Genomic DNA, 20506 nt, shown 5'->3' on the forward strand with positions numbered 1-20506 from the left:
GGGCGACGTTGTCGGTGTCGTGCGACAGCGAGGACGTCGTTTCGAGTCGGCAGCGCCCCGCCCACGCCACACCCCACCCCCCCCGTTCGGGGCAGCCGCTTACGCGCCCCGACGCCCGGCCGACAGCGCCACGTGAGCAGGGATCGCTCGTCAGTTCGGCCACGGATCGGCCACCGCCAGTCGGCGACGTCAGGGGACGTCGCACATCGAGGGGACGGTCAACCGTGTTCGATTCCGTGACGTCGGCCGCGCTGCAGAGCGCACTCGACGGCCTGTCGATGCGGCAGCGGGTGATCGCGAACAACATCGCGAACATCAACACGCCGAACTACCACGCCGAGAAGGTCCAGTTCGAGGACGCCCTGGCGAAGTCGATCGTCGACGGCAGCGGCAGCACCACGCCGACCGTCGCGCGCAGCCTCGAGCCGACGAACACGAACGGGAACAACGTCAACCTCGACGAGGAGACGCTCTCCAACGTCGACACCGTGCTCCGGTACCAGTTCGCCACCCAGGCGATGAACTCCGAGCTCACCAGCGTCCGCGCGGCGATGCGGACCACCTCGTGACCACGTTCGACGCGATCGGCATCGCGAGCACCGGCATGACCGTGCACCGCAAGTGGCTCGACGCGATCTCCGACAACATCGCCAACGTCAACACCGTCCGGTCGATGGACGACTCGGCGTTCCAGGCGCGCTACGTCGAGGTCCAGGAGGGCAACGGCGTGTCCGGCGCGTACGTCAAGGGTGCGGCGTTCGGCAGCGCCGCCGGTCGGGTCACGTACGACCCGGACAACCCGCTCGCCAACGCCGAGGGGTACGTCCGCATGCCGGACATCGACCTCGGCACCCAGATGGCGGACCTCATCATGGCCCAGCGCGGCTACCAGGCGAACGCCGCCGTGGTCGACCGTGCGAAGACCGCCTACGAGGCGGCACTGCAGATCGGGAAGAACTGATGCCCATCGACGCCGTGAACGGTGTGACCACCAACGCGATGACCCGTGCCTTCCCCGGCGCGGCGGACGCAGCCACGGGAGCGGGTGCCGTGACGGACCCCAGCACCACCACCGGCACGACCGGGACCGACGGCAGCGGGTTCGCCGCGAGCCTCGGCAACGCCGTCGACGGGCTGCAGCAGCTGCAGAGCGACTCGAAGACCCTCGCGCTCAAGGCCGTCACCGGCAACCTCGACGACATCCACGACGCGACCATCGCCGCCACCCGTGCGCAGGTCACCCTCGAGCTCGTCGCCGCCGTCCGCAACAAGGGCGTCGACGCGTTCAACGAGATCATGAGGATGCAGGCCTGATGCCCGTCGCCGTCAAGAACGTCTGGGCCCGGCTCAGCGCGTACGTCAAGGGGTTCTCCGCCGCGCAGCGGACGATCGCGATCCTCGTCATCGCCGCACTCGTGCTCGGCGGGATCGCCCTGGCGAGCTTCCTCGGCAAGGCGTCGTACGCGCCGCTGTTCACCGGGCTGGCGGCCGCGGACGCCAGCTCGATCACGGACCAGCTGCAGGCGGACGGTGTGCCCTACCAGCTCACCGACGGCGGCGCGACGATCCTCGTGCCCCAGGCGCAGGTGTACTCGGAGCGGCTCAAGGCGGCGTCGAACGGCCTGCCGTCGTCGAACGAGGGCGGGTACTCGCTCCTGGACAAGATGGGCGTGACGAGCTCCGAGTTCCAGCAGGACGTCACCTACAAGCGGGCGATGGAGGGCGAGCTCGCGAAGACCATCAGCGCGATGGACGGCGTGCAGACCGCGTCCGTGCAGCTCGCGATCCCCGAGAAGACCGTCTTCGTCTCGGAGGAGAAGGACCCGACGGCGTCGGTGTTCATCGCGACGAAGAACGGCGCCGAACTGACGACCGATCAGGTGCAGGCCATCGTGCACCTCACCAGCGCCGCCGTCGAGGGCATGCAGCCCACGGACGTCTCCGTCGTCGACTCGAAGGGCCAGACGCTCTCCGCCGTGGGGACCGGCGCGACGGGCGGTGGTGCCGACCAGGCCGCCGACTACGACGCGTCGACGAGCAAGAAGATCCAGGACCTGCTCGACACGACGCTCGGTGCGGGCAACGCCAGCGTCGTCGTGTCCGCGACGATGAACCAGAACTCGGGCACCCGGACGTCCGAGTCCTACACGACGCCGACCACCGGGCCGGTGGCACTCAACGAATCGTCCACCACCGAGCAGTACGGATCGGGGTCCGGTGCGGGCAGCGGCGCCACCGGCGTGCTCGGGCCGGACAACATCGCGGTGCCGAACGGTTCGGCGTCCGGCAGCGCCAACGACGGCTACAAGAACGAGTCGGCGACGAAGAACAACGCGGTCGACCACACCACCGAGACCACCCAGCTGCCCGCCGGCGGTCTGTCGCGACAGACGATCTCCGTCGCCCTCAACGCCAAGGCGACCGCCGTCAAGAACGCCAACCTGCAGAGCATCAACGACCTCGTCTCCGCTGCCGCCGGCGTCGACTCCACCCGCGGGGACCAGGTCCGCGTCGCGATGATGGACTTCGACACCACCGCCGCCGACAAGGCCACGAAGGCGCTCGAGGCGCAGCAGAAGGCCGACCAGCAGGAGGCGCTCTGGTCGGCGATCCGGACGGCGGGCATCGTCGTCGGCGCCCTGCTCGCGCTCCTCACGATCGTCTTCTTCCTCCTGCGCCGCGGCCGGCAGCAGGAGCGCGAGGCCGTGGACCTCGGCGAACTCGACGCGTTCGCCGGCGAGACGTTCCAGCTGCCGCTCGCGCTCGACGGCGACGACCGGGGCACCCTGCAGGCCGGGGACGCGCCGACCGCGGCGCTGCCGAGCATCCCGCTCGACGACGCCCCGACCGAGGTCCTGACCACCGAGGAGATCTCGGCCGAGCGCCGTCGTCAGGACATCTCCGCCCTCGCCGAGCGCGACCCGAAGCGCACCGCCGAGCTCCTCCGCGGGCTCCTCGACGACCGGGCGCCGGTGTGAGCGCGCTCACCCCGAGCATCGGCGCTGCCGGCGGCGCGCCGAGCGACCGTCCGCTGACCGGAGCCCAGAAGGTCGCGCTCATCCTCATGCAGATGGAGACCGAGCGCGCCGCCGAGGTCATGAAGCAGTTCACGGAGATCGAGGCGGAGGAGATCTCCGCCGAGATCGTGCGCATGCGCCGCGTCGAGGACTCCGTCGTCGACCGCACGCTCACCGAGTTCCACCGGATGACCCTGAGCGGCCGGACGCAGAAGCGCGGCGGCAAGGAGACCGCGCTCGGGTTGCTCGAGGCCTCCTTCGGCGCCGAGCGCGCGGCCGGGGTGATGGACCGCCTGGCGTCGAACCTCGCCGGCCAGTCGTTCGACTTCCTCGACGACGCCGAGCCCGGGCAGGTGATCACGCTCCTCGAGGGCGAGCTCCCGCAGACCATCGCCCTCGTCCTCGCGCACCTGAAGCCCGCCCAGGCGAGCGCCGTGCTCGCGGGCGTCGACGAACGCGTCCGCACCGACGTCGCGCAGGCGTTCGCCACGATGGGCTCTGCCACACCGGAGGCCGTCGGCATCGTCGCCGGTGTGCTCCGGCAGCGTGCCGGTGCCGTCGTGTCCCCGCGCGAGAGCGTCGAGGTCGTCGGCGGGATCCAGCCCCTCGTCGAGATCATCAACCGTTCGGACGTCGCGACCGAGAAGGCCGTTCTCGACGGTCTCGAGGCGCGGGACCCCGAACTCGCCGAGGACATCCGCTCCAGGATGCTCACGTTCGAGGACATCGTGAAGCTCGAGGCACGGGACATCCAGCAGGTGCTCCGCGGCATCGACTCGAAGCTCCTCGCGACCGCGATGAAGGGCGCCGCCGGCCCGGTCGTCGAGACCATCCGTGCGAACGTCTCGGAGCGCAACCGCGAACTGCTCGACGACGAGCTGCAGGCGATGGGTCCGGTCCGCGTCTCGCAGGTCGAGGAGGCCCGAGCCGAGGTGGTCCGCTCCGTCCGCGAGCTCGAGGCCCAGGGCGTCATCACCGTCCACCGCGCCGAGGAGGACGAGCTCGTTGACTGACACCGTCGTGCAGCGCGTCACGTTCCCGGTCATCGGGGACGCGTCGGCCAGGGAACGCGCCACCGGTGCGGACGTCCGTGGGCACGCCGCCGGGTACGCCGCCGGGCTCCGCGCCGCGCAGGCCGAGACCGACGCGCTCCGGGCGCGCCTGCAGGCGGAGCACGAGGCCCGCGTTGCCTCCCTGCAGGCCGACACGGCGCGTCGGATCCAGGTGCTCGACGCCGCGACGAACGCGCTCCTGTCACGGGTCGTGCCCGTCCTGTCGGACGCGGAGCAGTCGGTGGCCGCCGCGGCCATGGAACTGGCGGAAGCCGTCGTCGGGTACGCGATCCGCGCCTCCCGGCAGCCCGGAGCGGCGACCGACGGACCGACGGAGACGGCCCAGGAGGCGCGGCACCCGTCCGGTGCGGAGGCGACCGTCCGCCGGGCGCTCGCCTCCGTCGACACCACCGTCGCGCTGGCCGTGCGGCTGAGCGTCGCGGACGCGGGTCGCGTGGCGGACCTCGACCTCCCCGTCCCGGTCGTCGCCGACGCGTCGCTCGTCGACGGCGACGCCGTCGTGGACCTGCCGGACGGGCTGCTCGACGCCCGCATCGCGACCGCGCTCGACCGTGCCCGCACCGCCCTGGGGGTGACCGCGTGACCGCCACGCTCCTCCGTCCGCGCGGCCTCGACGAGGCGGTCCGCAGTGCTGCCCCGCAGCGCGTCGGCACGGTGACGAGCGCCGTCGGCCTCGGGCTGACGATCGCCGGGCTCGACGCGCGCGTCGGCGAGGTCGTGACGGTCGGCCACGAGGACGGCCCGCAGACCGCGGTCGAGGTCGTCGCGACCGACGTCACCGGGGTGCGCTGCATGCCGCTCGGCCGGCTCACCGGGGTCACCGCGGGCACCCCGGCCCGGCCGACCGGGCGCCCGGTGCTGGTGCCGACCGGTGCCGGCCTGTTCGGACGGGTCCTCGACGGGCTCGGACGGCCGATCGACGACCGCGGGCCGCTCGACACCGACGCCTGGGTGCCGCTCGACCACGAGACGCCGAACGCCATGGCGCGGACCCGGATCGACACCCCGATGCAGCTCGGCGTGCGCGTGCTCGACACCCTGACGACGGTGGGGCGGGGGCAGCGCATGGGCCTGTTCGCGGGCTCGGGCGTCGGCAAGTCCTCGCTGCTGTCGATGATCGCCCGGGGCAGCGACGCCGCCGTGAACGTCATCGCGCTCGTCGGCGAGCGCGGCCGCGAGGTGCGCGAGTTCCTCGAGGACGACCTCGGGCCCGAGGGTCTCGCGCGGTCGATCGTCGTCGTGTCGACCTCGGACGAGCCCGCGCTGATGCGCCTCCGTGCCGCCGTCGTCGCGACCCGGATCGCCGAGTCGTTCCGCGACGCCGGGCAGGACGTCGTGCTCATGATGGATTCCCTCACGCGCGTCGCGATGGCGCAGCGGGAGATCGGACTGTCGGTGGGGGAGCCGCCCGCGACCCGGGGGTACCCGCCGTCGACGTTCTCGGTGCTCGCCGGACTGCTCGAACGGGCCGGTACCGACCGCACCGGCAGCATCACCGGCCTGTACACGGTGCTCGTCGACGGCGACGACCACAACGAGCCGATCGCGGACGCCGCCCGGAGCATCCTCGACGGCCACGTCGTGCTCGACCGCAAGCTCGCCGTCACCGGCCACTTCCCGTCGGTGGACGCCCTCGGATCGGTGTCCCGCGTCGCCTCGAAGGTCACCACGCCCCCGCAGCGCCAGGCGGCGACGACCCTCCGGAAGGTCATGGCCGCACGCCGTGCCGCCCAGGACCTGCTCGACGTCGGTGCGTACCAGCGCGGCTCGAACCCGCTCGTGGACGCCGCCGTCGACCACCAGGACGCGATCGACGCGTTCCTCCGGCAGGGCATGGACGAACGCGTCACCGCGGAGGCGTCCTGGCGTGCGCTCGACCGTCTCGTCGCGGTGCTCGGAGGTGCGTCCTGATGGCCCGCCGCTTCCCGCTCGCCGGACTCCTGCGGCTCCGGCACGCCGAGCAGGACCGTGCCGCCGCAGCCCTCGCCGCCGCCAACGACCGGGTGCGCGACGCCGCCGACGCCCGGGTCGCCGCGCGTCGGAGCCTCGCGGACGCGGAGGGATCACAGCCGGTGCAGGACGCCGCGACCCTCAGCGCGGTCGCCGCCGCCCGGGCCGCCACGCGCGGGATGCTCGAGGAGCTCGACGCGGTGGTCCGGAGCCGCCGCGCGGACGCCGACGCGGCACAGGACGCCTACAACGACGCGCGCCGTTCCGCCCTCGGACTGGAGAAGCTCGAGGCGCAGCACGTGGAGCAGCAGACCGCCGAGGAGCTCCGCACCGAACAGAACGCCCTCGACGAGATCGCGGCACGCGGCCGCGCGGAAGGTGGTGCCCGATGAGCGTGGACGCCGTGCTCTCCCGGATCTCCGAGATCCGGAGCCAGATCGATGCCCTGCGCACCGGCACGACCACGACGTCGTCGACCGGGACCGACAGCTCGACCGCGTTCGCCGACGCCCTCGCCTCGGCGAGCGGGACGACGACCGGTGCAGCCGCCTCCGGGACGACCGGGGCCGGCGTGACGACCGCCGCGGCCAACACGGGAGCGGCGACGTCGGTGGACGCCGGTGCGGGCACCATCGCGACCGGCAGTGGTGCCACCGGTGCGGACGTCGTCGCCGACGCGAAGAAGTACCTCGGCGTGCCGTACGTGTTCGGCGGCACGACGACCTCGGGGATGGACTGCTCCGGGCTCGTACAGACCGTGTTCAAGGACCTCGGGGTGACCATGCCCCGGGTCGTGCCGGACCAGGCGAAGATGGGCGTCGAGGTCGGCTCCCTCAAGGACGCGCAGCCCGGCGACCTCATCATCCCGAAGGGCGAGGGGCACGTCGTCATCTACGTCGGCGACGGCAAGGTCCTGCACGCACCGCGCCCCGGCAAGGACGTCCGGATCGTCGACAACTGGTACAAGGACTCGGACATCCAGACGATCCGCCGCATCGTCCCCGCCCAGGCGCAGGCGACCGCGACGACGACGAGCGCCGCGTCCCGGTCGACCGACCTCCAGACCGCGGCACTGCTGTCCCTGATGCAGAGCGGGAGCGCCGCATGAGCATGACCATCGGCACCCTGCCGTCCACGACCCCGCCGAAGCCCACGGCCGCGGCGACGCCGACGTCCGCGGACTCCTTCGGCGCTGCGCTGGCCGCGGTCGGCACCGGCCCGGACCGCCGCACCCCGTCGGACGGCGCCGAGCACGACCGCCGGACGGGGCACGCACGTCCAGGATCGCCCGCACGTCCGGGATCGCCCGCACGGCCGGGTGCCGACCCTGCGCCGCGTCCCGGGCGGAGCGACGGCACCGGCGGGCACGCCCGCCCCGAGCACGCCCGCGCCGAGCGCGACCGGCCGGGGACCGACGCCACCGCGGCTGCGGGTGCGGCTCCGACGCGTGACGGCGCGGCTCCAGGGACGACCGCGACCGACGGTTCCGCCGTCGCCGTCGCGACCGACGGCTCGCAGCCGGTCGGTCAATCCGCGCCGGGGCCGATGACCGCGCCCGTGCCGGTGACCGTCGCGCCGACCGTCGCCGGGTCCCCGACGGCCACCGGGACCGTCGACCCGGTGGCGACGCTCGTCAACGCAGCCCCGACGAGCCCGGCCCCCAGCGCCGCCGGGACCACCGGGGTGCCCGTAGCAGCGATCCCTGCCGCGACCTCCGCCGTGCTCGCGACGGCCACCGCGTCCACGCCCGGGACGACCACGGCCGGCACCGCTGGTGCAGCCGGGAGCGTCGGTGTCGTCGCGTCGCCCGCCCGCACCGCCGCAGCCGAGGGGGAGCCGGTGCCGACGAGCGTCGACCGTGCCGTCACCGCGGCCACGACGTCGACTCCGGCCGGCGTCACGACCGGCGCTGCACCCGCGGGCTCCCCGGGGACCAGCGCAGGCCCGGCAGCGAGCACGCCCGCCACGGCGACCACGACCGGCCCCGACGGGTCGCCCACGCCCGCGGTGCCGACCGCGACGAGCACGTCGCAGGCACCGGGAGCCGCCGCGGTGACGAACACTCCCGCGCTCCCGAGCGCCGCCGCCGCTTCGCCGGGCGCACGCCCCACGGCGCAGACCGCCGACGCGCCGAGCACACCCGTGGTCGTCAGCTCGACGGCGACGGCCGCTGACGGAGCCCGGGCCAGCGGCGCCCAGACCGGCCACGGGACGGACGACGGCGGGACGGGCCAGGGCGATCCGCGCCTCCAGGCCGTCACCGCACCCCGCGGGGCCGACGCGCCCGTCGCGATCCCCACCGTCGCGCCGACCACGTCCGCCACCCCCGCATCGGCTCCGGGCGCCGCCACCGCGAACGCTCCCGCGCCGCTCGCACAGCAGCTCAGCCGGCCGGTGTTCACCCTCGCGCAGGCCGGACCGGGCGAGCACGTCGTCACCGTCCAGGTGACGCCGGACTCCCTCGGTCCGGTCACGATCCGCGCGCACGTCACGACGCACGGGATGCACGTCGAGCTGTTCGCCAGCTCCGACGCGGGGCGGGACGCGGTCCGGCAGGTCCTCCCGGACCTCCGCCGCGACGCCGCCGGTGCCGGTGGCTCCACCACGCTCGACCTGTCCTCGCAGAACCACCCGGACGCCCGCTCCGGGCAGGACGACCGGCCCGGTCCGTTCGTCCGCCGTGACCCCGGCCTGGAGGCGCGCCCCACCCCGCGCGCACCCGGCACCACCCACACGCCCACCGTCCGCTCCGCCGGACTCGACGTCCTCGCCTGAGCGAGCACCGCCCGCACCGGCGGAACCGAAGGGAACGACCATGCCGATCGACGGCATCACCGGCACCGTGGACCAGGCCGCACAGGCCGCGGCCCTCGCTGCGAACCAGGCCAACTCGCGCTCGCAGACGATGGACTCGGACGTGTTCATGAAGCTGCTCGTGACGCAGCTGCGGAACCAGGACCCGTCGTCCCCGATGGACACGAACCAGATGATCAGCCAGCAGACGCAGCTCGCGATGATGGAGCAGATCACCAACCAGACCACGACGGCGAACGAGAACTTCTCGCTGCAGATGCGGATCGCCGCCGCGAACCTCGTCGGCAAGCAGGTCAGCTACACCGACGCGACCACCGGCAAGGACGTCACCGGGACGGCGACCGCGGTGTCGTACGCCGCGAGCGTGCCGACCGTGACCGTGAACGGGAAGGAGGTCAACCTCGACGTGATCTCCGGCATCACCACCACGACCTCCTCCTGACCCTCCACCTTCTTCCTCGTCGTCGTTCCCTCGTCGTCGTTCCACGAAAGGACGCACCATGCTCCGCTCGCTCTACTCCGGGATCTCCGGCCTCCGTTCACACCAGGAGATGCTCGACGTCACCGGCAACAACATCGCCAACGTCAACACGGTCGGCTTCAAGTCGTCGTCCACGGTCTTCCAGGACACCCTGTCGCAGATGACCCAGGGCGCCGGCGGGCCGCAGACCGGCATCGGCGGCACGAACCCCGCGCAGATCGGCCTCGGCGTCCAGGTCGCCGGCGTCTCGACGAACTTCGCCCAGGGGTCCGCACAGGCCACCGGCAAGGCCACCGACCTGATGATCTCGGGCGACGGGTTCTTCGTCACCCGCCTCGGCAACGACACCGTGTACACCCGCGCCGGCGCGTTCGACTTCGACGCCGACGGCCGTCTCGTGAGCGCCGACGGCAAGATCGTGCAGGGCTACCCGGCCACCAACGGGGTCGTCAACGAGAACGGCGCGCTGTCCGACATCGTGCTGCCGCTCGACGCCGCAGCCCCGGCGGTCCGCACCAGCACCGCCGGCGTCACCGGCAACCTGCCGTCCGAGACGGCGGTCGGCACCACCCTGACGCGTGACGCCACGGTGTACGACGCCTCGGGTGCGAAGCACACCATGTCGCTCGCCTACACCCGCACGGCCGCGGGTTGGGACGTCGCCGCGACGGACGGCCAGGGCGCGACGGCGACGACCTCGCTCACGTTCGGCACGGACGGCAAGCTGACCGCCGGCGGCACGGTCACGGTCGGCGGCATCGCCGTGGACATGACGCAGCTCACCGGGTTCGCCTCCCTCAACACGGCGTCGATCTCGTCGCAGAACGGGCACGAGGCCGGGACGCTCCAGGGCTACTCGATCGCGAAGGACGGCACGGTGATGGGCTCGTTCTCGAACGGCGCGTCGCTCGCCATCGGGCGGATCGCCCTCGCGACCTTCGCCAACCCGGCCGGTCTCGAGAAGACCGGTGCCTCGGGCTACCGCGCGACCGCCAACTCGGGCAACGCGACCGTCGGGGCTCCGGGTTCGCCGGGTGTCGGGCAGCTCGCGTCGGGCACGCTCGAGATGTCCAACGTCGACCTGTCGCAGGAGTTCACGAACCTCATCGTCGCGCAGCGCGGGTTCCAGGCGAACGCGCGCATCATCACGACGTCGGACGAGGTGCTGCAGGAGCTGACGAACCTGAAGCGGTAGCGGTCGCGGCACCCCTACCTCGCCGTCGACGGTGAGGCAGGGGTGCCCGGCTTCCGTATCGTGGGAACCGTGCTGATCGTGATCCGCGGGAACTCGGGCTCCGGCAAGTCGACCCTCGCGGCGGAACTCCAGCGTGCATTGGGGTGGCCGACGGCGCTCCTCGGCCAGGACCACTTCCGCCGCACCGTCTACCGGGAGCGTCACGACGCCGGGCACGCGGACGGGATGGAACACGCGGGTCTGCTCGAGGCTGCGGCGCTGCACTGCCTGACCGCCGGTCACCATGTCGTCCTGGAAGGGATCTTCCGAGCCGACCGCTACGCCGAGATGCTCGAACGGATCGCGGGTGCCGCGACCGACGCCCGCTTCTTCGCCTTCGACCTGACGTTCGAGGAGACGCTGCGGCGGCACGCGCAGCGGCCGGAAGCGGCGGAGGTCGATCCGGACCGGATGCGCGAGTGGTACCACGCGTGGGACCCGCTGCCGTTCGTCGCAGAACGGCCGATCCTTCCGGGCGATGACGTCCGAACAGTCCTCGGTCGCGTCCTCGAGGACCGATAGCCGTGGTTGCAGGAGCGGGAAGCAGGACGGGGCGCTCGCGACCCGTGGCCACTTCGAGGAGCCACTTCTTCGTGACCTCGTCCGGCTGATCGACGTCGAAGCGACGTGCGATGAGGAGCACCTGCGCCAACACATCTGCGGCGCCGGACCGGGGGTCGCTCGGGAGTCGGGGGTCGGCACACCCCTCGTCACGACGTTGGATCGAGCCGTTGTCCCGACCGCGGTCGCACACCGTGCCCCCTCTGCGATGATCGTCGAGTGGTGGAATCGATCGAGCCGCTGCGACCGCCTCGACCTGACGAGCGAGCGATCGTCGATGCACTTGCCGACGCGGCCGTGGGGAAGAGCACGAACGCCCTCCGAATGCAAGCGGCGACGATGCTGGTGGCGGGGAACTGCGGCTGCCGTTGCGGGAGCTTCAACGTGTCGTTCCCCGGACCGGTCCCGGTCGTCGTCGCTGATGACGTCCCTGCGTTGCTCAGTGATGAGCTCCCGGTCGAGGTCTTGCCGGTCTTCGACCGTACCGGCGTACTCGTGAGCATCGAAGTGACCTGGTTCGGCGACGACGGGAAGGGCGTGCCCGAACCGCACATGGTCGCGCCGCGTCCGAGTCGCGGCAACGAGGCGTAGGGAGCGCCGCACCGAGCTCACTGCGCTCGCGATGCCGCCCACTCGGCGACCCGGCGAGCGCTCTCCTCCTCGCTGATGTCCACGATGCGGGTCATGACGGACCAGCGGATCCCGAAGGGATCGCGGATGCTCGCGTAGCGGTCGCCCGAAGCGAAGTCGGTGACCGGCTCACGGAGGGTGGCTCCGGCTGCTCGAGCCGCCGCGACGACGGCGTCGACGTCCTGGACGTACAGCCCGAGCGAGTAGCAGTCGTCCTCGCCTGCTGGCGGGGCGACGAGGCCGAGGTCGGCGGTGGGTTCGCCGATCTGGAGGTGGCCGTGCCCGAAGTCGAGCACCGCGTGGACGACGACGCCGCCCATCTCGGTGACGTCGACCACGCGTGCCCCGAACACGTCGTGGCAGAACCCGATCGCTCCGCGGGCGTCGGGGATCGCGAGGAACGGGGTGATGCTGCTGACGCTCGCGGGGGTGCCGTGGTCGGTGTGCGTGCCGTGTGCTGCTGTTGCCATGCCCGCAGCGTAGGGAGCCCGATCCGCGGACCGCTTGCACATTCGCGACACGACCACTCGGTAGGGTCGGGCGCGTGATGCCGGAGCCCGGAGCGTCCCGAGGGGTGCTGTACCCGCGCGCGCTCCCCACCTTCCACCGCGTGCCGGTCACCGGCGACGCGGCGGTGTTCGTGCGCTGGTTCTGGATCCCGGAGTGGGACGTCGCGCCCGGGCACACCGAGCGACAGCACTTGATCGGCTTCCCGGCGTGCAACCTCGTGGTCGAGGACGCCTCGACGGGCATCTGGGGCCCGACGACACGCTCGTCGTACCGTGACCTGAGCGGGTCGGGCTGGGCCGTGGGTGCCCTCCTGCGTCCCGCCGCGGTCCCGACGCTGGCGGGTGACGTCGGGCGGCTGCGTGACACGTCCCGGAGCCTGCGGTTGCCGGACCTCCACTCGGCCGTCCGGGCGGCCATGACCGCGGACGCTCCCCGGGCGGAACGTCACCACGACGCGACGAGCGCCTTCGCCGAGTGGCTGCTGGACCACCTCGGCACGCCGAGCGAGGAGGCCCTGCTCGCGAACCGCATGGTGGCGGCCGCAGAGACCGACGCGCGCCTCCTGACCGTGACGGCCCTCGCCGCCGAGCTCCGCGTCTCCCAGCGCAGTGCGCAACGTCTCGCTGCGAAGTACGTCGGTCTCCCGCCCGCCGCGCTGATCCGCCGCCGCCGACTCCAGGAGGCCGCAGAGCAGCTCCGCCTCGACCCCGGCACCGACCTGACGTCGCTCGCGCACCGGTTCGGGTACGCCGACCACGCCCACCTGACGAACGACTTCCGGAGCAGTCTCGGGATCACGCCGAGCGACTACCGCCGCGCCCGGCCCGACGCCTGACCTCGTCCGGAGCGCAGCCATCGCCGCCGGACCGGCACGGGACGGACCGTGCCGCGGCCGCCCGGCGGTCACGGCGGACAACGACGCGGTCCCGGGGTCACCGCGGACAACGACACGGTCCCGGGGTTACGGTCGGGGCATGAGCGATCCACGAGACGATGCCCTCGACGGATTCCGCGAGGCGCAGGACACCGACTACGAGCCGACACCTGCCGTGCACGACCCCGACGACCTCCCCGTCGTCGACGACGGCGACGCCGAGCTGCTCCCGGACGACGACCGCCCGGTGCCGCTCGACGCCGACGATGCGGACGACGACGAGGACGGCGTGCTCGGCTGACGGTCCGGTCCGGCCCGTCGCCAGTCGACACGGGGGCGTGTCGCAACGCGGGATTGCGGGCCCGCAACACCGCGCTGCTGGCGCCGCGGCCGGCCGGTGCGGGACGATCGCACCATGCTCCTCGATCCCGCCGCCGTCCGGTCGGCAACCCCCGGCGTCACCGTCGCCCTCGGCGTCGGCGTCATCGCCACCCTGGTCGGCACGGTGGTCCCGGTGGTCGGCGGCCCCGTCCCGGCGGTCGTCATCGGCGCCCTCGTCGGCTGGCTCGCCCGCCGTCGTCGATCGGTGGCCGGTGGCGCAGGCGACCTCGGCACGCTGCAGCCGGGTGTGAAGTTCGCGTCGAGTCGCGTCCTGCAGGCCGCCGTGGTGCTCCTCGGCGCACAGCTGTCCATCGGCGAGGTGCTCCGCATCGGCGGCGAGACCCTGCCGGTCATGCTCACGACGCTCGTGGTGTGCCTCGCTGCGGCGTGGGGGATCGGCCGCCTGCTGCGGGTGTCGGGTGCGCTCCGCACGCTCATCGGCGTGGGCACCGGCATCTGCGGCGCATCGGCCATCGCGGCCGTCACCCCGGTCATCGGCGCCGTGAGCGCGGACGTCGCCTACGCGATGTCGACGATCTTCCTCTGCAACATCGCCGCCGTGTTCGTCTTCCCGTTGCTCGGCCACGCGCTCGGTCTCGGGCAGCACGCGTTCGGCGTCTTCGCCGGCACCGCCGTCAACGACACGTCCTCGGTCGTCGCCACCGCGACGGTGTACGGACGCCAGGCCACCGACACGGCGGTCGTCGTGAAGCTGGTGCGGACCCTCATGATCATCCCGATCGTGGTCGGGCTGGCCGGCCTGGAGGCGCGGCGCACCGCCCGAGACCAGGCCACCGCCGACGACGGCGCGGTTCGCGCGGGGGGCGTGCGCGTCCTCCGGCTCGTGCCCTGGTTCCTCATCGGGTTCCTCGTGGTGGTCCTGCTGCGCACGGTCGGGGTGCTGCCCGCGGCCACCGCTCCCGCGTTCGCGACGGCCGCGACGTTCCTCATCACGGTCGCGCTCGCGGCGATCGGCGTCTCGACCGACTTCGGCGCGCTGCGGCGGGCGGGCTTCCGTCCGATGCTGCTGGGAGTCGCCCTCTGGGTCCTGGTCGCCGCCACGAGCCTCGGTGCGCAGGCGGCGTTCGGACTCCTCTGATCCGCGCCGACGTCACCGTCCCCGGGCGCTCGTCCGGAGTGCCACGTCGAGGAAGTCCCGTGCCGGGCCGGCGAGCGTGCTGCCGCCACGCCAGACGGCGCTGAGCGGTCGGACGAGCCTGGCGTCCTCGACCCGGACCCGTGTCACGCGGCCGAGGGCGACGTCGTCGCGGACCGCGAGGCCCGACAGGACGGCCGGTCCGGTACCGGCGACCACGGCGGCGCGGACGCCGGCGGACGTGGGGACGACCTGCTGCGGCGGGGCGGTCGGTCCGACGCCGTGTTCCGCGCACAGCTGCTCGAACGACGTCCGGGTGCCGGATCCGGCTTCGCGGGCGACGAGCGGCACCCGGGCGAGGTCGGCGAGGCGGATGCTGCCGCTGCGTGCGAGGGCGTGCCCCGGCGGCACGACGAGGACGAGTTCGTCGTACGCGACGATCCGGCTCTCGAGGTCGGCGGGCACGTCGGTGGTCTCCACGAACCCGAGGTCGACCGCACCGCTGCGGACTCGTCCGGCGACCTCGGTCGAGTTCACGACGGCGAGTTCCACGTCGTCGGTGGGGGCGGCTTCGACCATCCACGACGGCACGAGGTGGTCGGCGACCGTGAGGCTCGCCGCGACCCGGACGCGCCGCCGGGTGTCCGGGGCGAGGGAACGGATCCGGTCGGCGAAGTCGGCGGCCGCGTCGAGGAGCTCGTCTGCCCGCGACGCCACCAGGCGACCCGCGTCGGTGGGGGTCGTGCCTCCGGGCGTCCGGTCGAAGAGCCGGACGCCGACCTGCTGCTCGACCGATCGCACCCGCGCCGACACGGCCTGCGGGCTGACGCCCAGCCGGGCCGCTGCGGCGGCGACGCTCCCGGAGTCGGCGACGGCGGAGACCACGCGCAGGGCGTCGAGCGGGAGATCGGGCACCCCATGACTCTACGAACTCCACGCGGAGCCTGGTTTGCTGGTCGGATGGCGAACATCCTGGTGGTCGAGGACGACCCGGCGATGGGGGCGCTCGTGGAGCGCGGCCTCAGCGGCGAGGGCCACACGGTCACCGTCGTGACGGACGGCATCGCCGCCCTGGTCGCGGCACGGTCGCAGCCGTACGACGCCGCGGCGATCGACGTCATGCTGCCCGAGATGACCGGGTTCGAGGTCTGTCGTCGGCTCCGGGAGATGGGGCAGGACCTGCCGGTCATCCTCGTGACCGCACGGGACGCCCTGGACGACCGGGTGTTCGGGCTGGACTCCGGTGCGGACGACTACCTGACGAAGCCGTTCGCGATCGCGGAGCTCAACGCACGGTTGCGCGCCCAGCTCCGCCGACGGGCCGCGGGCGGTGCGACGGTGTCGACCGCGGGCTCGGTGCGGCTCGACACCGTGGCGGTGCGGGCGTCCGTCCGGGGCCGGGACCTGCCGCTCAGCGTGAAGGAGTTCTCGCTCCTGCGGTACCTGATCCAGGGGTCGCCGTCGGTCCGGACCCGGGCCGAGGTGCTCGAGGAGGTGTGGGGGAGTGCCGAGCACTTCGACCCGACGATCGTCGACCAGTACGTCAGCTACGTGCGCAAGAAGCTGCAGGCGGCCGGCGCCGACGTCGTGATCCGGACCGTCCGCGGCGTCGGGTACGCGCTCGAGGTCGTGCCGACGCCGTGAGGTTCCTGCGTCGCCTGTCGATCCGGGCGCGGATCACCCTCGGGAGCCTGCTCGTCGGAGCCGTCGTCCTCGCCGGGGTCGCGGTGGCGCTCCACGTCCAGATCGAGCGCGCGACCCTCGCCACCGACCAGTCGCTCGCGTCCGGTGACGCAGCACCCTTCGTCTCCGACCTGCGGCACAACCCGGACGAGCCGCCGGACCGACCGGCCGAGGACGTCTCGGTCGGGATCCGCTCGTCGACGGGGGAGTGGACGGTCGATTCGCTGCCCGCCGACGTGCAGGCCGCGCTGCCGAACACGCCGCCGGACGAGCCCGTGACGCTCCGGGTGCACACCGCCCATCGGGTGGCGACCGTCGTCGGCATCCCCGTGCAGAACCGGGTCGGATCGTTCGTCGTCTGGGCGGCGCACGACGGGCGTGCCGGCCAGGAGACCCTGGAGCGGGTCGACCGGTCCCTGGTCGTCGGGACGGTCCTCGCACTCGCCGCCTTCGCCGGCACGGCGTGGTTGCTGTCGACCCTCGCACTCCGGCCGGTGGGCCGGATGCGCCGGACGGCCGAGGCGCTGAGCGACGGGACCGCCGCCGGCCACCTCCCGGTCGGGACCTCCGACGACGAACTCGCCGCGCTCGCACGGACCCTCAACGCGTTCGTGGACCGACAGCGCGACAACGCCGAACGCGAGCGGCGGATGGTCTCCGACGCCAGCCACGAGCTCCGCACCCCGCTGGCCGCGCTCACGGCGCGGCTCGAACTGGCCCACCGCTCGTCCGGGGACGCCGTCGCGCTGGAACGGGAGATCGACGCCGCCGAGGCCGACGCGGCACGCCTGGTCGCCCTCGCGAACACGCTCCTCGAACTCAGCCGGCTCGACGAGGCCGGGCCGCTGCCGTCCACCCCCGCCGACGCCCTGGTGACCGAGCTCATGGCCTCGATCGACCGCGCGCGTGCACTCGGCGGCGCAGGTGGGCGCGACATCGACTTCGCCGTGTCCGTCGACGTGCCCGACGCCCGCTACGCGCTCGAGCCGGCTGCGTTCGCCCGCATCGTCGACAACCTCGTCGCGAACGCGATCGCGGCGGGCACGGAGGGTGGCGTCGTCCGCGTGACGCTCGACCAGGACGGCGGGCGTGCCCTCGAGCTCCGGGTCACGGACGACGGCCCGGGCGTGCCGGAATCGTTCCTCCCGCGGGCGTTCGACCGCTTCACCCGTGCCGACGCCGCGCGGAGTGCCGTGCTCGGCGGGAGCGGGCTCGGCCTGGCCCTCGTGCGTGGCATCGCCGAGCGGGCCGGCGGCACCGCGGACCTCGGCAACCTCCCCGGGAGCGGCGCGGTCGCGACGGTGCGGTTGCCCGCGCACTGACGACGGGTCGCGCTGCCGGATCACTCGAGATCTCGAACGAACGGGCCAGCCCGTTCCGGGTCGACGCATAGGCCGGGTGCCGATGCTGAGTGTCACCCGATCACACGCTGGAGGTCCGAGACGATGATCGACACCGCTCGCCCCACCGCTCGCCCCGAGCCGACACCCCGGCGCCTGGGTGCTGCCGCCCCGCCGGCGGAGCCCCTCGAGGTCGCCGCCCGGAGACGTCGTCGCGCCGGTCGCCGCCGGAACGCGGTCACCGACCTGCTCGCCGTCCTCGCCTGGACGTCCGCGGCGGTCGCCGTGACGCTCTGGCTCGCCTCGCCGGGCTCGCACACCGTGTCCGGCATCGGCGGCTGGTTGACCGACGCCGGGATCGTGGCGGGACTGATCGGGACGGACCTCGTGCTCGTGATGCTCGTCCTCGCGGCCCGCGTCCCGCTGATCGACCGCACGTTCGGGCAGGACAACGCCATCGCGGTCCACCGGTCGCTCGGCAAGCCGGTGCTCTACCTGCTCCTCGCACACGGCGCACTGCTCACCCTCGGGTACGGTGCGTCGGCCGGGACCGGCCCGATCGCGGAGACCATCGCGCTGTTCTCCACCCCGGACATGCCGCTCGCCTACCTCGGCCTCGGGCTCTTCGTCGCCGTGGTCGTCTCCTCGCTCGTCGCGGTGCGCCGGCGGCTGCCGTACGAGGCGTGGCACGTGATCCACCTCCTCAGCTACGCCGCCGTGCTGGTGGCGTTGCCGCACATGCTCAGCGTCGGGAGCGTGCTCGCGCACGGCACCTGGCAGCGGGTCTACTGGATCGCCCTGTACATCGTCGCGCTCGGGCTCATCGTGCTGTACCGGTTCGCACTGCCGCTCGTGGTGACGTTCCGGCACCGGATCCGCGTCGTCGACGTCGAGCCCATCGCCCCGGGTGTCGTGTCCATCCACCTCGCGGGTCGCGACCTCGACCGTCTCGGCGCACGGGGCGGGCAGTACGGCGTCTGGCGGTTCTGGACCGCGCGGACGTGGTGGCACGCGCACCCCGTGTCGTTCTCCGCTGTCCCGGGGCGCGACCGCGCCCGGATCACCGTCCGTGACCTCGGTGCCGGGTCCGCCCGGCTCGGCCGCATCACACCCGGGGCGTTCGTCTCCCTGGAGGGGCCGTACGGGCTGTTCACGAGCCGGGCCCGCACCGCCCCCTACCTGGCGCTCGTCGCGTCCGGCATCGGGATCACGCCCGTCCGCGCACTGCTCGAGGACACCGACCTGCGTCCGGGCGAAGCGACCGTGCTGCTGCGCGGGACGGACGCCGACCAGCAGTACCTCTGGCAGGAGACCGCAGCCCTGGCGGCGGCCACCGGCAGCACGCTCTACGCCATGGTGGGTCACCGCGCGACGTCCCGGGAGAGCTGGATGACCGAGGACGACGTCCGCCGCGGGGTCACCCTCCGGTCGGTGTTCCCGCGACTGCTCGAGTCCGACCTCTACGTCTGCGGTCCGCGGGCGTGGTCGGACCTCGTGGTCCGGGAAGCACGGCTGGCCGGCGTGCCCGAGCACCAGATCCACCAGGAGAGGTTCGAGTCATGAGAGCACGGGTCGTCGCCGGCGGGGTCGTCTCGTCGATCGCGGTGCTGGTGATCGGGTGGCAGCTCGGCGGCCAGCCCGCGGTCACCGCACCGGCGCAGCAGTCCACCACGTCCGGCTCCGGCAGCACTTCGACGAGTGGTGGTTCCGGCAGCACCTCGACGAGTGGTGGTTCCGGCAGCACTTCGACGAGTGGTGGTTCCGGCAGCAGCTCGACGAGTGGTGGCTCCAGCAGCTCCGGCAACGGATCGACCGTCACCGGGACGTTCACCGGCGACACGACCGAGACCCGCTACGGTCCGGTCCAGGTGCAGATCACCGTCGCGAGCGGCAAGATCACCGACGTCACGGCACTGCAGCTCACCGACAGCGACGGCCGGTCGGTGCAGATCAGTCAGGAGGCGGCGCCGATCCTCCGCCAGGAGGCGCTCCAGGCCCAGTCCGCCCAGATCCAGGCGGTGAGCGGCGCGACCTTCACGAGTGAGGGCTACACGACGTCGCTGCAGTCCGCCATCGACAAGGCCGGACTGTGACCGACGTCCTGACGTTCGAGACGATGGGGACGGTGGTGAGCCTGCGGGGCGCGACGCCCGAGTCGGCCGCCGAGGTCCGCAGCGTCTTCGCCGGCTACGACCACCGCTACACCCTCTACGACCCGTCGTCGGTCCTCAGCCGGGTCGCCGCCGGGACGCTCCGTCTCGGTGACACCCCGACGGCGGTGCGCGAGGTCTACGCACTCGCACTCGACTGGCGGGAACGGACCGGCGGCGCGTTCACCCCGCACCGCCCGGACGGCGTCGTCGACCTCTCCGGTGTCGTGAAGGCGCTCGCGATCCGGGACGCGGGCGCGGTCCTGGACACGGCGTGCACCGACTGGATGATCAGCGCCGGTGGCGACGTCCTCGCTCGCGGGCGCCACCGCGGTGAGGAACCGTGGGCCGTCGGCGTCGTCGATCCGGCACACCGGGACACGGTGGTCGGGGTCGTCCGGTTGGAGGCGCCCCGTCGCGCGGTTGCCACCTCGGGGACCGCTGAACGGGGTGAGCACATCTGGCGGCGGACCACACCGATGTTCGTCCAGGCCACCGTGATCGCCGACGACATCGTGACCGCGGACGTGCTCGCGACCGCCGTCGTGGCGGGGGACCAGGACGACCTGCGCCGCCTGACGAGCGACGGAGCGGTGGACGTGCTGGCGTTCGGTGCCGACGGGACGGTCTGGGCGACCCCCGGCGCCGCACCGGCCGTGCGCGACGACGGGCCGCAGCCTGCCCCCGGAGCCGTCGGCACGGTCTGAACCGG

24 protein-coding genes are annotated in these 20506 nt (G+C 73.0%); 22 read left to right on the top strand and 2 right to left on the bottom strand.

The features are described 5' to 3' along the window. The first annotated feature begins 224 nt into the window (after positions 1-224). From ACTJKO_RS16805 to ACTJKO_RS16870, 14 genes are all read left to right on the top strand, one after another. Positions 225-569: a flagellar basal body rod protein FlgB gene (locus tag ACTJKO_RS16805; protein ID WP_440690409.1), complete on the top strand. Its 345-nt coding sequence runs from the start codon at positions 225-227 to the stop codon at positions 567-569. Further along, complete coding sequence (locus ACTJKO_RS16810; protein ID WP_111044204.1) at positions 566-961, top strand: flagellar basal body rod protein FlgC; 396 nt, start codon at positions 566-568, stop codon at positions 959-961. The genes ACTJKO_RS16805 and ACTJKO_RS16810 overlap by 4 nt, the downstream gene beginning before the upstream one ends. Continuing rightward, positions 961-1314 carry a flagellar hook-basal body complex protein FliE gene (gene fliE / locus ACTJKO_RS16815; RefSeq protein ID WP_440690411.1) on the top strand — a complete coding sequence of 118 codons (354 nt, stop codon included), beginning with the start codon at positions 961-963 and terminating at the stop codon, positions 1312-1314. Before ACTJKO_RS16810 ends, fliE begins: the two co-directional genes overlap by 1 nt. Next, complete coding sequence (gene fliF, locus ACTJKO_RS16820; RefSeq protein WP_440690413.1) at positions 1314-2978, top strand: flagellar basal-body MS-ring/collar protein FliF; 1665 nt, start codon at positions 1314-1316, stop codon at positions 2976-2978. The genes fliE and fliF overlap by 1 nt, the downstream gene beginning before the upstream one ends. Beyond that, positions 2975-4030, top strand: coding sequence for a flagellar motor switch protein FliG (fliG, locus tag ACTJKO_RS16825; RefSeq protein WP_440690415.1), 1056 nt, complete (start codon positions 2975-2977; stop codon positions 4028-4030). The genes fliF and fliG overlap by 4 nt, the downstream gene beginning before the upstream one ends. After that, positions 4023-4673, top strand: coding sequence for a hypothetical protein (locus ACTJKO_RS16830; RefSeq protein WP_440690417.1), 651 nt, complete (start codon positions 4023-4025; stop codon positions 4671-4673). The genes fliG and ACTJKO_RS16830 overlap by 8 nt, the downstream gene beginning before the upstream one ends. Then, complete coding sequence (locus ACTJKO_RS16835) at positions 4670-6001, top strand: FliI/YscN family ATPase (protein WP_440690419.1); 1332 nt, start codon at positions 4670-4672, stop codon at positions 5999-6001. The genes ACTJKO_RS16830 and ACTJKO_RS16835 overlap by 4 nt, the downstream gene beginning before the upstream one ends. Further along, a complete protein-coding gene (locus tag ACTJKO_RS16840) occupies positions 6001-6432 on the top strand; it encodes a flagellar FliJ family protein (protein ID WP_440690421.1) in 432 nt (143 codons plus the stop codon). The genes ACTJKO_RS16835 and ACTJKO_RS16840 overlap by 1 nt, the downstream gene beginning before the upstream one ends. Then, positions 6429-7148: a C40 family peptidase gene (locus ACTJKO_RS16845; RefSeq protein WP_440690423.1), complete on the top strand. Its 720-nt coding sequence runs from the start codon at positions 6429-6431 to the stop codon at positions 7146-7148. Before ACTJKO_RS16840 ends, ACTJKO_RS16845 begins: the two co-directional genes overlap by 4 nt. Beyond that, on the top strand, positions 7145-8815 hold the full coding sequence (locus tag ACTJKO_RS16850; protein WP_440690425.1) for a flagellar hook-length control protein FliK: 1671 nt from the start codon (positions 7145-7147) through the stop codon (positions 8813-8815). The genes ACTJKO_RS16845 and ACTJKO_RS16850 overlap by 4 nt, the downstream gene beginning before the upstream one ends. Positions 8816-8855: 40 nt before the next feature. After that, complete coding sequence (locus ACTJKO_RS16855; RefSeq protein WP_440690427.1) at positions 8856-9296, top strand: flagellar hook assembly protein FlgD; 441 nt, start codon at positions 8856-8858, stop codon at positions 9294-9296. Between the two features lie 58 nt (positions 9297-9354). Beyond that, the gene (locus ACTJKO_RS16860) at positions 9355-10530 is read left to right on the top strand and encodes a flagellar hook protein FlgE (RefSeq protein ID WP_440690429.1); all 1176 of its coding nucleotides are present in this window, start codon (positions 9355-9357) and stop codon (positions 10528-10530) included. Positions 10531-10599: 69 nt separating this feature from the next. Beyond that, positions 10600-11091, top strand: a complete 492-nt coding sequence (locus ACTJKO_RS16865) for an AAA family ATPase (RefSeq protein ID WP_440690431.1) — start codon at positions 10600-10602, stop codon at positions 11089-11091. A 261-nt stretch (positions 11092-11352) separates the two neighbouring features. Next, on the top strand, positions 11353-11721 hold the full coding sequence (locus ACTJKO_RS16870) for a hypothetical protein (RefSeq protein ID WP_440690433.1): 369 nt from the start codon (positions 11353-11355) through the stop codon (positions 11719-11721). A 17-nt stretch (positions 11722-11738) separates the two neighbouring features. Here ACTJKO_RS16870 and ACTJKO_RS16875 read toward each other — a convergent pair whose 3' ends face one another. Then, positions 11739-12230: a VOC family protein gene (locus ACTJKO_RS16875; RefSeq protein WP_440690435.1), complete on the bottom strand. Its 492-nt coding sequence runs from the start codon at positions 12228-12230 to the stop codon at positions 11739-11741. A 77-nt stretch (positions 12231-12307) separates the two neighbouring features. On the opposite strand from ACTJKO_RS16875, the gene ACTJKO_RS16880 reads away from it, so the two are divergent. The 3 genes from ACTJKO_RS16880 (at position 12308) to ACTJKO_RS16890 (ending at position 14624) form a co-directional block, all read left to right on the top strand. Further along, positions 12308-13105: a helix-turn-helix domain-containing protein gene (locus ACTJKO_RS16880; protein WP_440690508.1), complete on the top strand. Its 798-nt coding sequence runs from the start codon at positions 12308-12310 to the stop codon at positions 13103-13105. 139 nt (positions 13106-13244) lie between these two features. Then, complete coding sequence (locus ACTJKO_RS16885; protein ID WP_440690437.1) at positions 13245-13445, top strand: hypothetical protein; 201 nt, start codon at positions 13245-13247, stop codon at positions 13443-13445. 114 nt (positions 13446-13559) lie between these two features. Continuing rightward, complete coding sequence (locus tag ACTJKO_RS16890; protein ID WP_440690438.1) at positions 13560-14624, top strand: YeiH family protein; 1065 nt, start codon at positions 13560-13562, stop codon at positions 14622-14624. Between the two features lie 12 nt (positions 14625-14636). Here ACTJKO_RS16890 and ACTJKO_RS16895 read toward each other — a convergent pair whose 3' ends face one another. Further along, positions 14637-15536: a LysR family transcriptional regulator gene (locus ACTJKO_RS16895; protein WP_440690440.1), complete on the bottom strand. Its 900-nt coding sequence runs from the start codon at positions 15534-15536 to the stop codon at positions 14637-14639. A gap of 45 nt (positions 15537-15581) precedes the next feature. Between ACTJKO_RS16895 and ACTJKO_RS16900 the strand changes: the two genes are divergently transcribed. From ACTJKO_RS16900 to ACTJKO_RS16920, 5 genes are all read left to right on the top strand, one after another. Continuing rightward, positions 15582-16265, top strand: coding sequence for a response regulator transcription factor (locus tag ACTJKO_RS16900; RefSeq protein WP_440690442.1), 684 nt, complete (start codon positions 15582-15584; stop codon positions 16263-16265). Next, positions 16262-17626 (top strand): sensor histidine kinase, encoded by a 1365-nt coding sequence (locus tag ACTJKO_RS16905; RefSeq protein WP_440690444.1) that lies wholly within the window; start codon positions 16262-16264, stop codon positions 17624-17626. Before ACTJKO_RS16900 ends, ACTJKO_RS16905 begins: the two co-directional genes overlap by 4 nt. A 123-nt stretch (positions 17627-17749) precedes the next feature. Continuing rightward, complete coding sequence (locus ACTJKO_RS16910; RefSeq protein WP_440690446.1) at positions 17750-19207, top strand: ferredoxin reductase family protein; 1458 nt, start codon at positions 17750-17752, stop codon at positions 19205-19207. After that, on the top strand, positions 19204-19737 hold the full coding sequence (locus ACTJKO_RS16915; RefSeq protein ID WP_440690448.1) for an FMN-binding protein: 534 nt from the start codon (positions 19204-19206) through the stop codon (positions 19735-19737). The genes ACTJKO_RS16910 and ACTJKO_RS16915 overlap by 4 nt, the downstream gene beginning before the upstream one ends. After that, positions 19734-20501, top strand: coding sequence for an FAD:protein FMN transferase (locus ACTJKO_RS16920; RefSeq protein ID WP_440690450.1), 768 nt, complete (start codon positions 19734-19736; stop codon positions 20499-20501). Before ACTJKO_RS16915 ends, ACTJKO_RS16920 begins: the two co-directional genes overlap by 4 nt. Positions 20502-20506: the final 5 nt, after the last annotated feature.

This window comes from Curtobacterium sp. 22159 (assembly GCF_052045775.1).
In the GTDB taxonomy this organism is placed as follows: Bacteria; Actinomycetota; Actinomycetes; order Actinomycetales; family Microbacteriaceae; genus Curtobacterium.

Bases quoted from the DNA above. Each gene is read 5' to 3' on its own strand.
- ACTJKO_RS16915 (WP_440690448.1), top strand. From the start codon at position 19,204: ATGAGAGCACGGGTCGTCGCCGGCGGGGTCGTCTCGTCGATCGCGGTG.
- ACTJKO_RS16910 (WP_440690446.1), top strand. From the start codon at position 17,750: ATGATCGACACCGCTCGCCCCACCGCTCGCCCCGAGCCGACACCCCGG.
- ACTJKO_RS16890 (WP_440690438.1), top strand. From the start codon at position 13,560: ATGCTCCTCGATCCCGCCGCCGTCCGGTCGGCAACCCCCGGCGTCACC.
- fliF (WP_440690413.1), top strand. From the start codon at position 1,314: ATGCCCGTCGCCGTCAAGAACGTCTGGGCCCGGCTCAGCGCGTACGTC.
- ACTJKO_RS16855 (WP_440690427.1), top strand. From the start codon at position 8,856: ATGCCGATCGACGGCATCACCGGCACCGTGGACCAGGCCGCACAGGCC.
- ACTJKO_RS16860 (WP_440690429.1), top strand. From the start codon at position 9,355: ATGCTCCGCTCGCTCTACTCCGGGATCTCCGGCCTCCGTTCACACCAG.
- ACTJKO_RS16850 (WP_440690425.1), top strand. From the start codon at position 7,145: ATGAGCATGACCATCGGCACCCTGCCGTCCACGACCCCGCCGAAGCCC.
- ACTJKO_RS16885 (WP_440690437.1), top strand. From the start codon at position 13,245: ATGAGCGATCCACGAGACGATGCCCTCGACGGATTCCGCGAGGCGCAG.
- ACTJKO_RS16900 (WP_440690442.1), top strand. From the start codon at position 15,582: ATGGCGAACATCCTGGTGGTCGAGGACGACCCGGCGATGGGGGCGCTC.
- ACTJKO_RS16880 (WP_440690508.1), top strand. From the start codon at position 12,308: ATGCCGGAGCCCGGAGCGTCCCGAGGGGTGCTGTACCCGCGCGCGCTC.
- fliE (WP_440690411.1), top strand. From the start codon at position 961: ATGCCCATCGACGCCGTGAACGGTGTGACCACCAACGCGATGACCCGT.
- ACTJKO_RS16840 (WP_440690421.1), top strand. From the start codon at position 6,001: ATGGCCCGCCGCTTCCCGCTCGCCGGACTCCTGCGGCTCCGGCACGCC.
- ACTJKO_RS16845 (WP_440690423.1), top strand. From the start codon at position 6,429: ATGAGCGTGGACGCCGTGCTCTCCCGGATCTCCGAGATCCGGAGCCAG.
- ACTJKO_RS16875 (WP_440690435.1), bottom strand. From the start codon at position 12,230: ATGGCAACAGCAGCACACGGCACGCACACCGACCACGGCACCCCCGCG.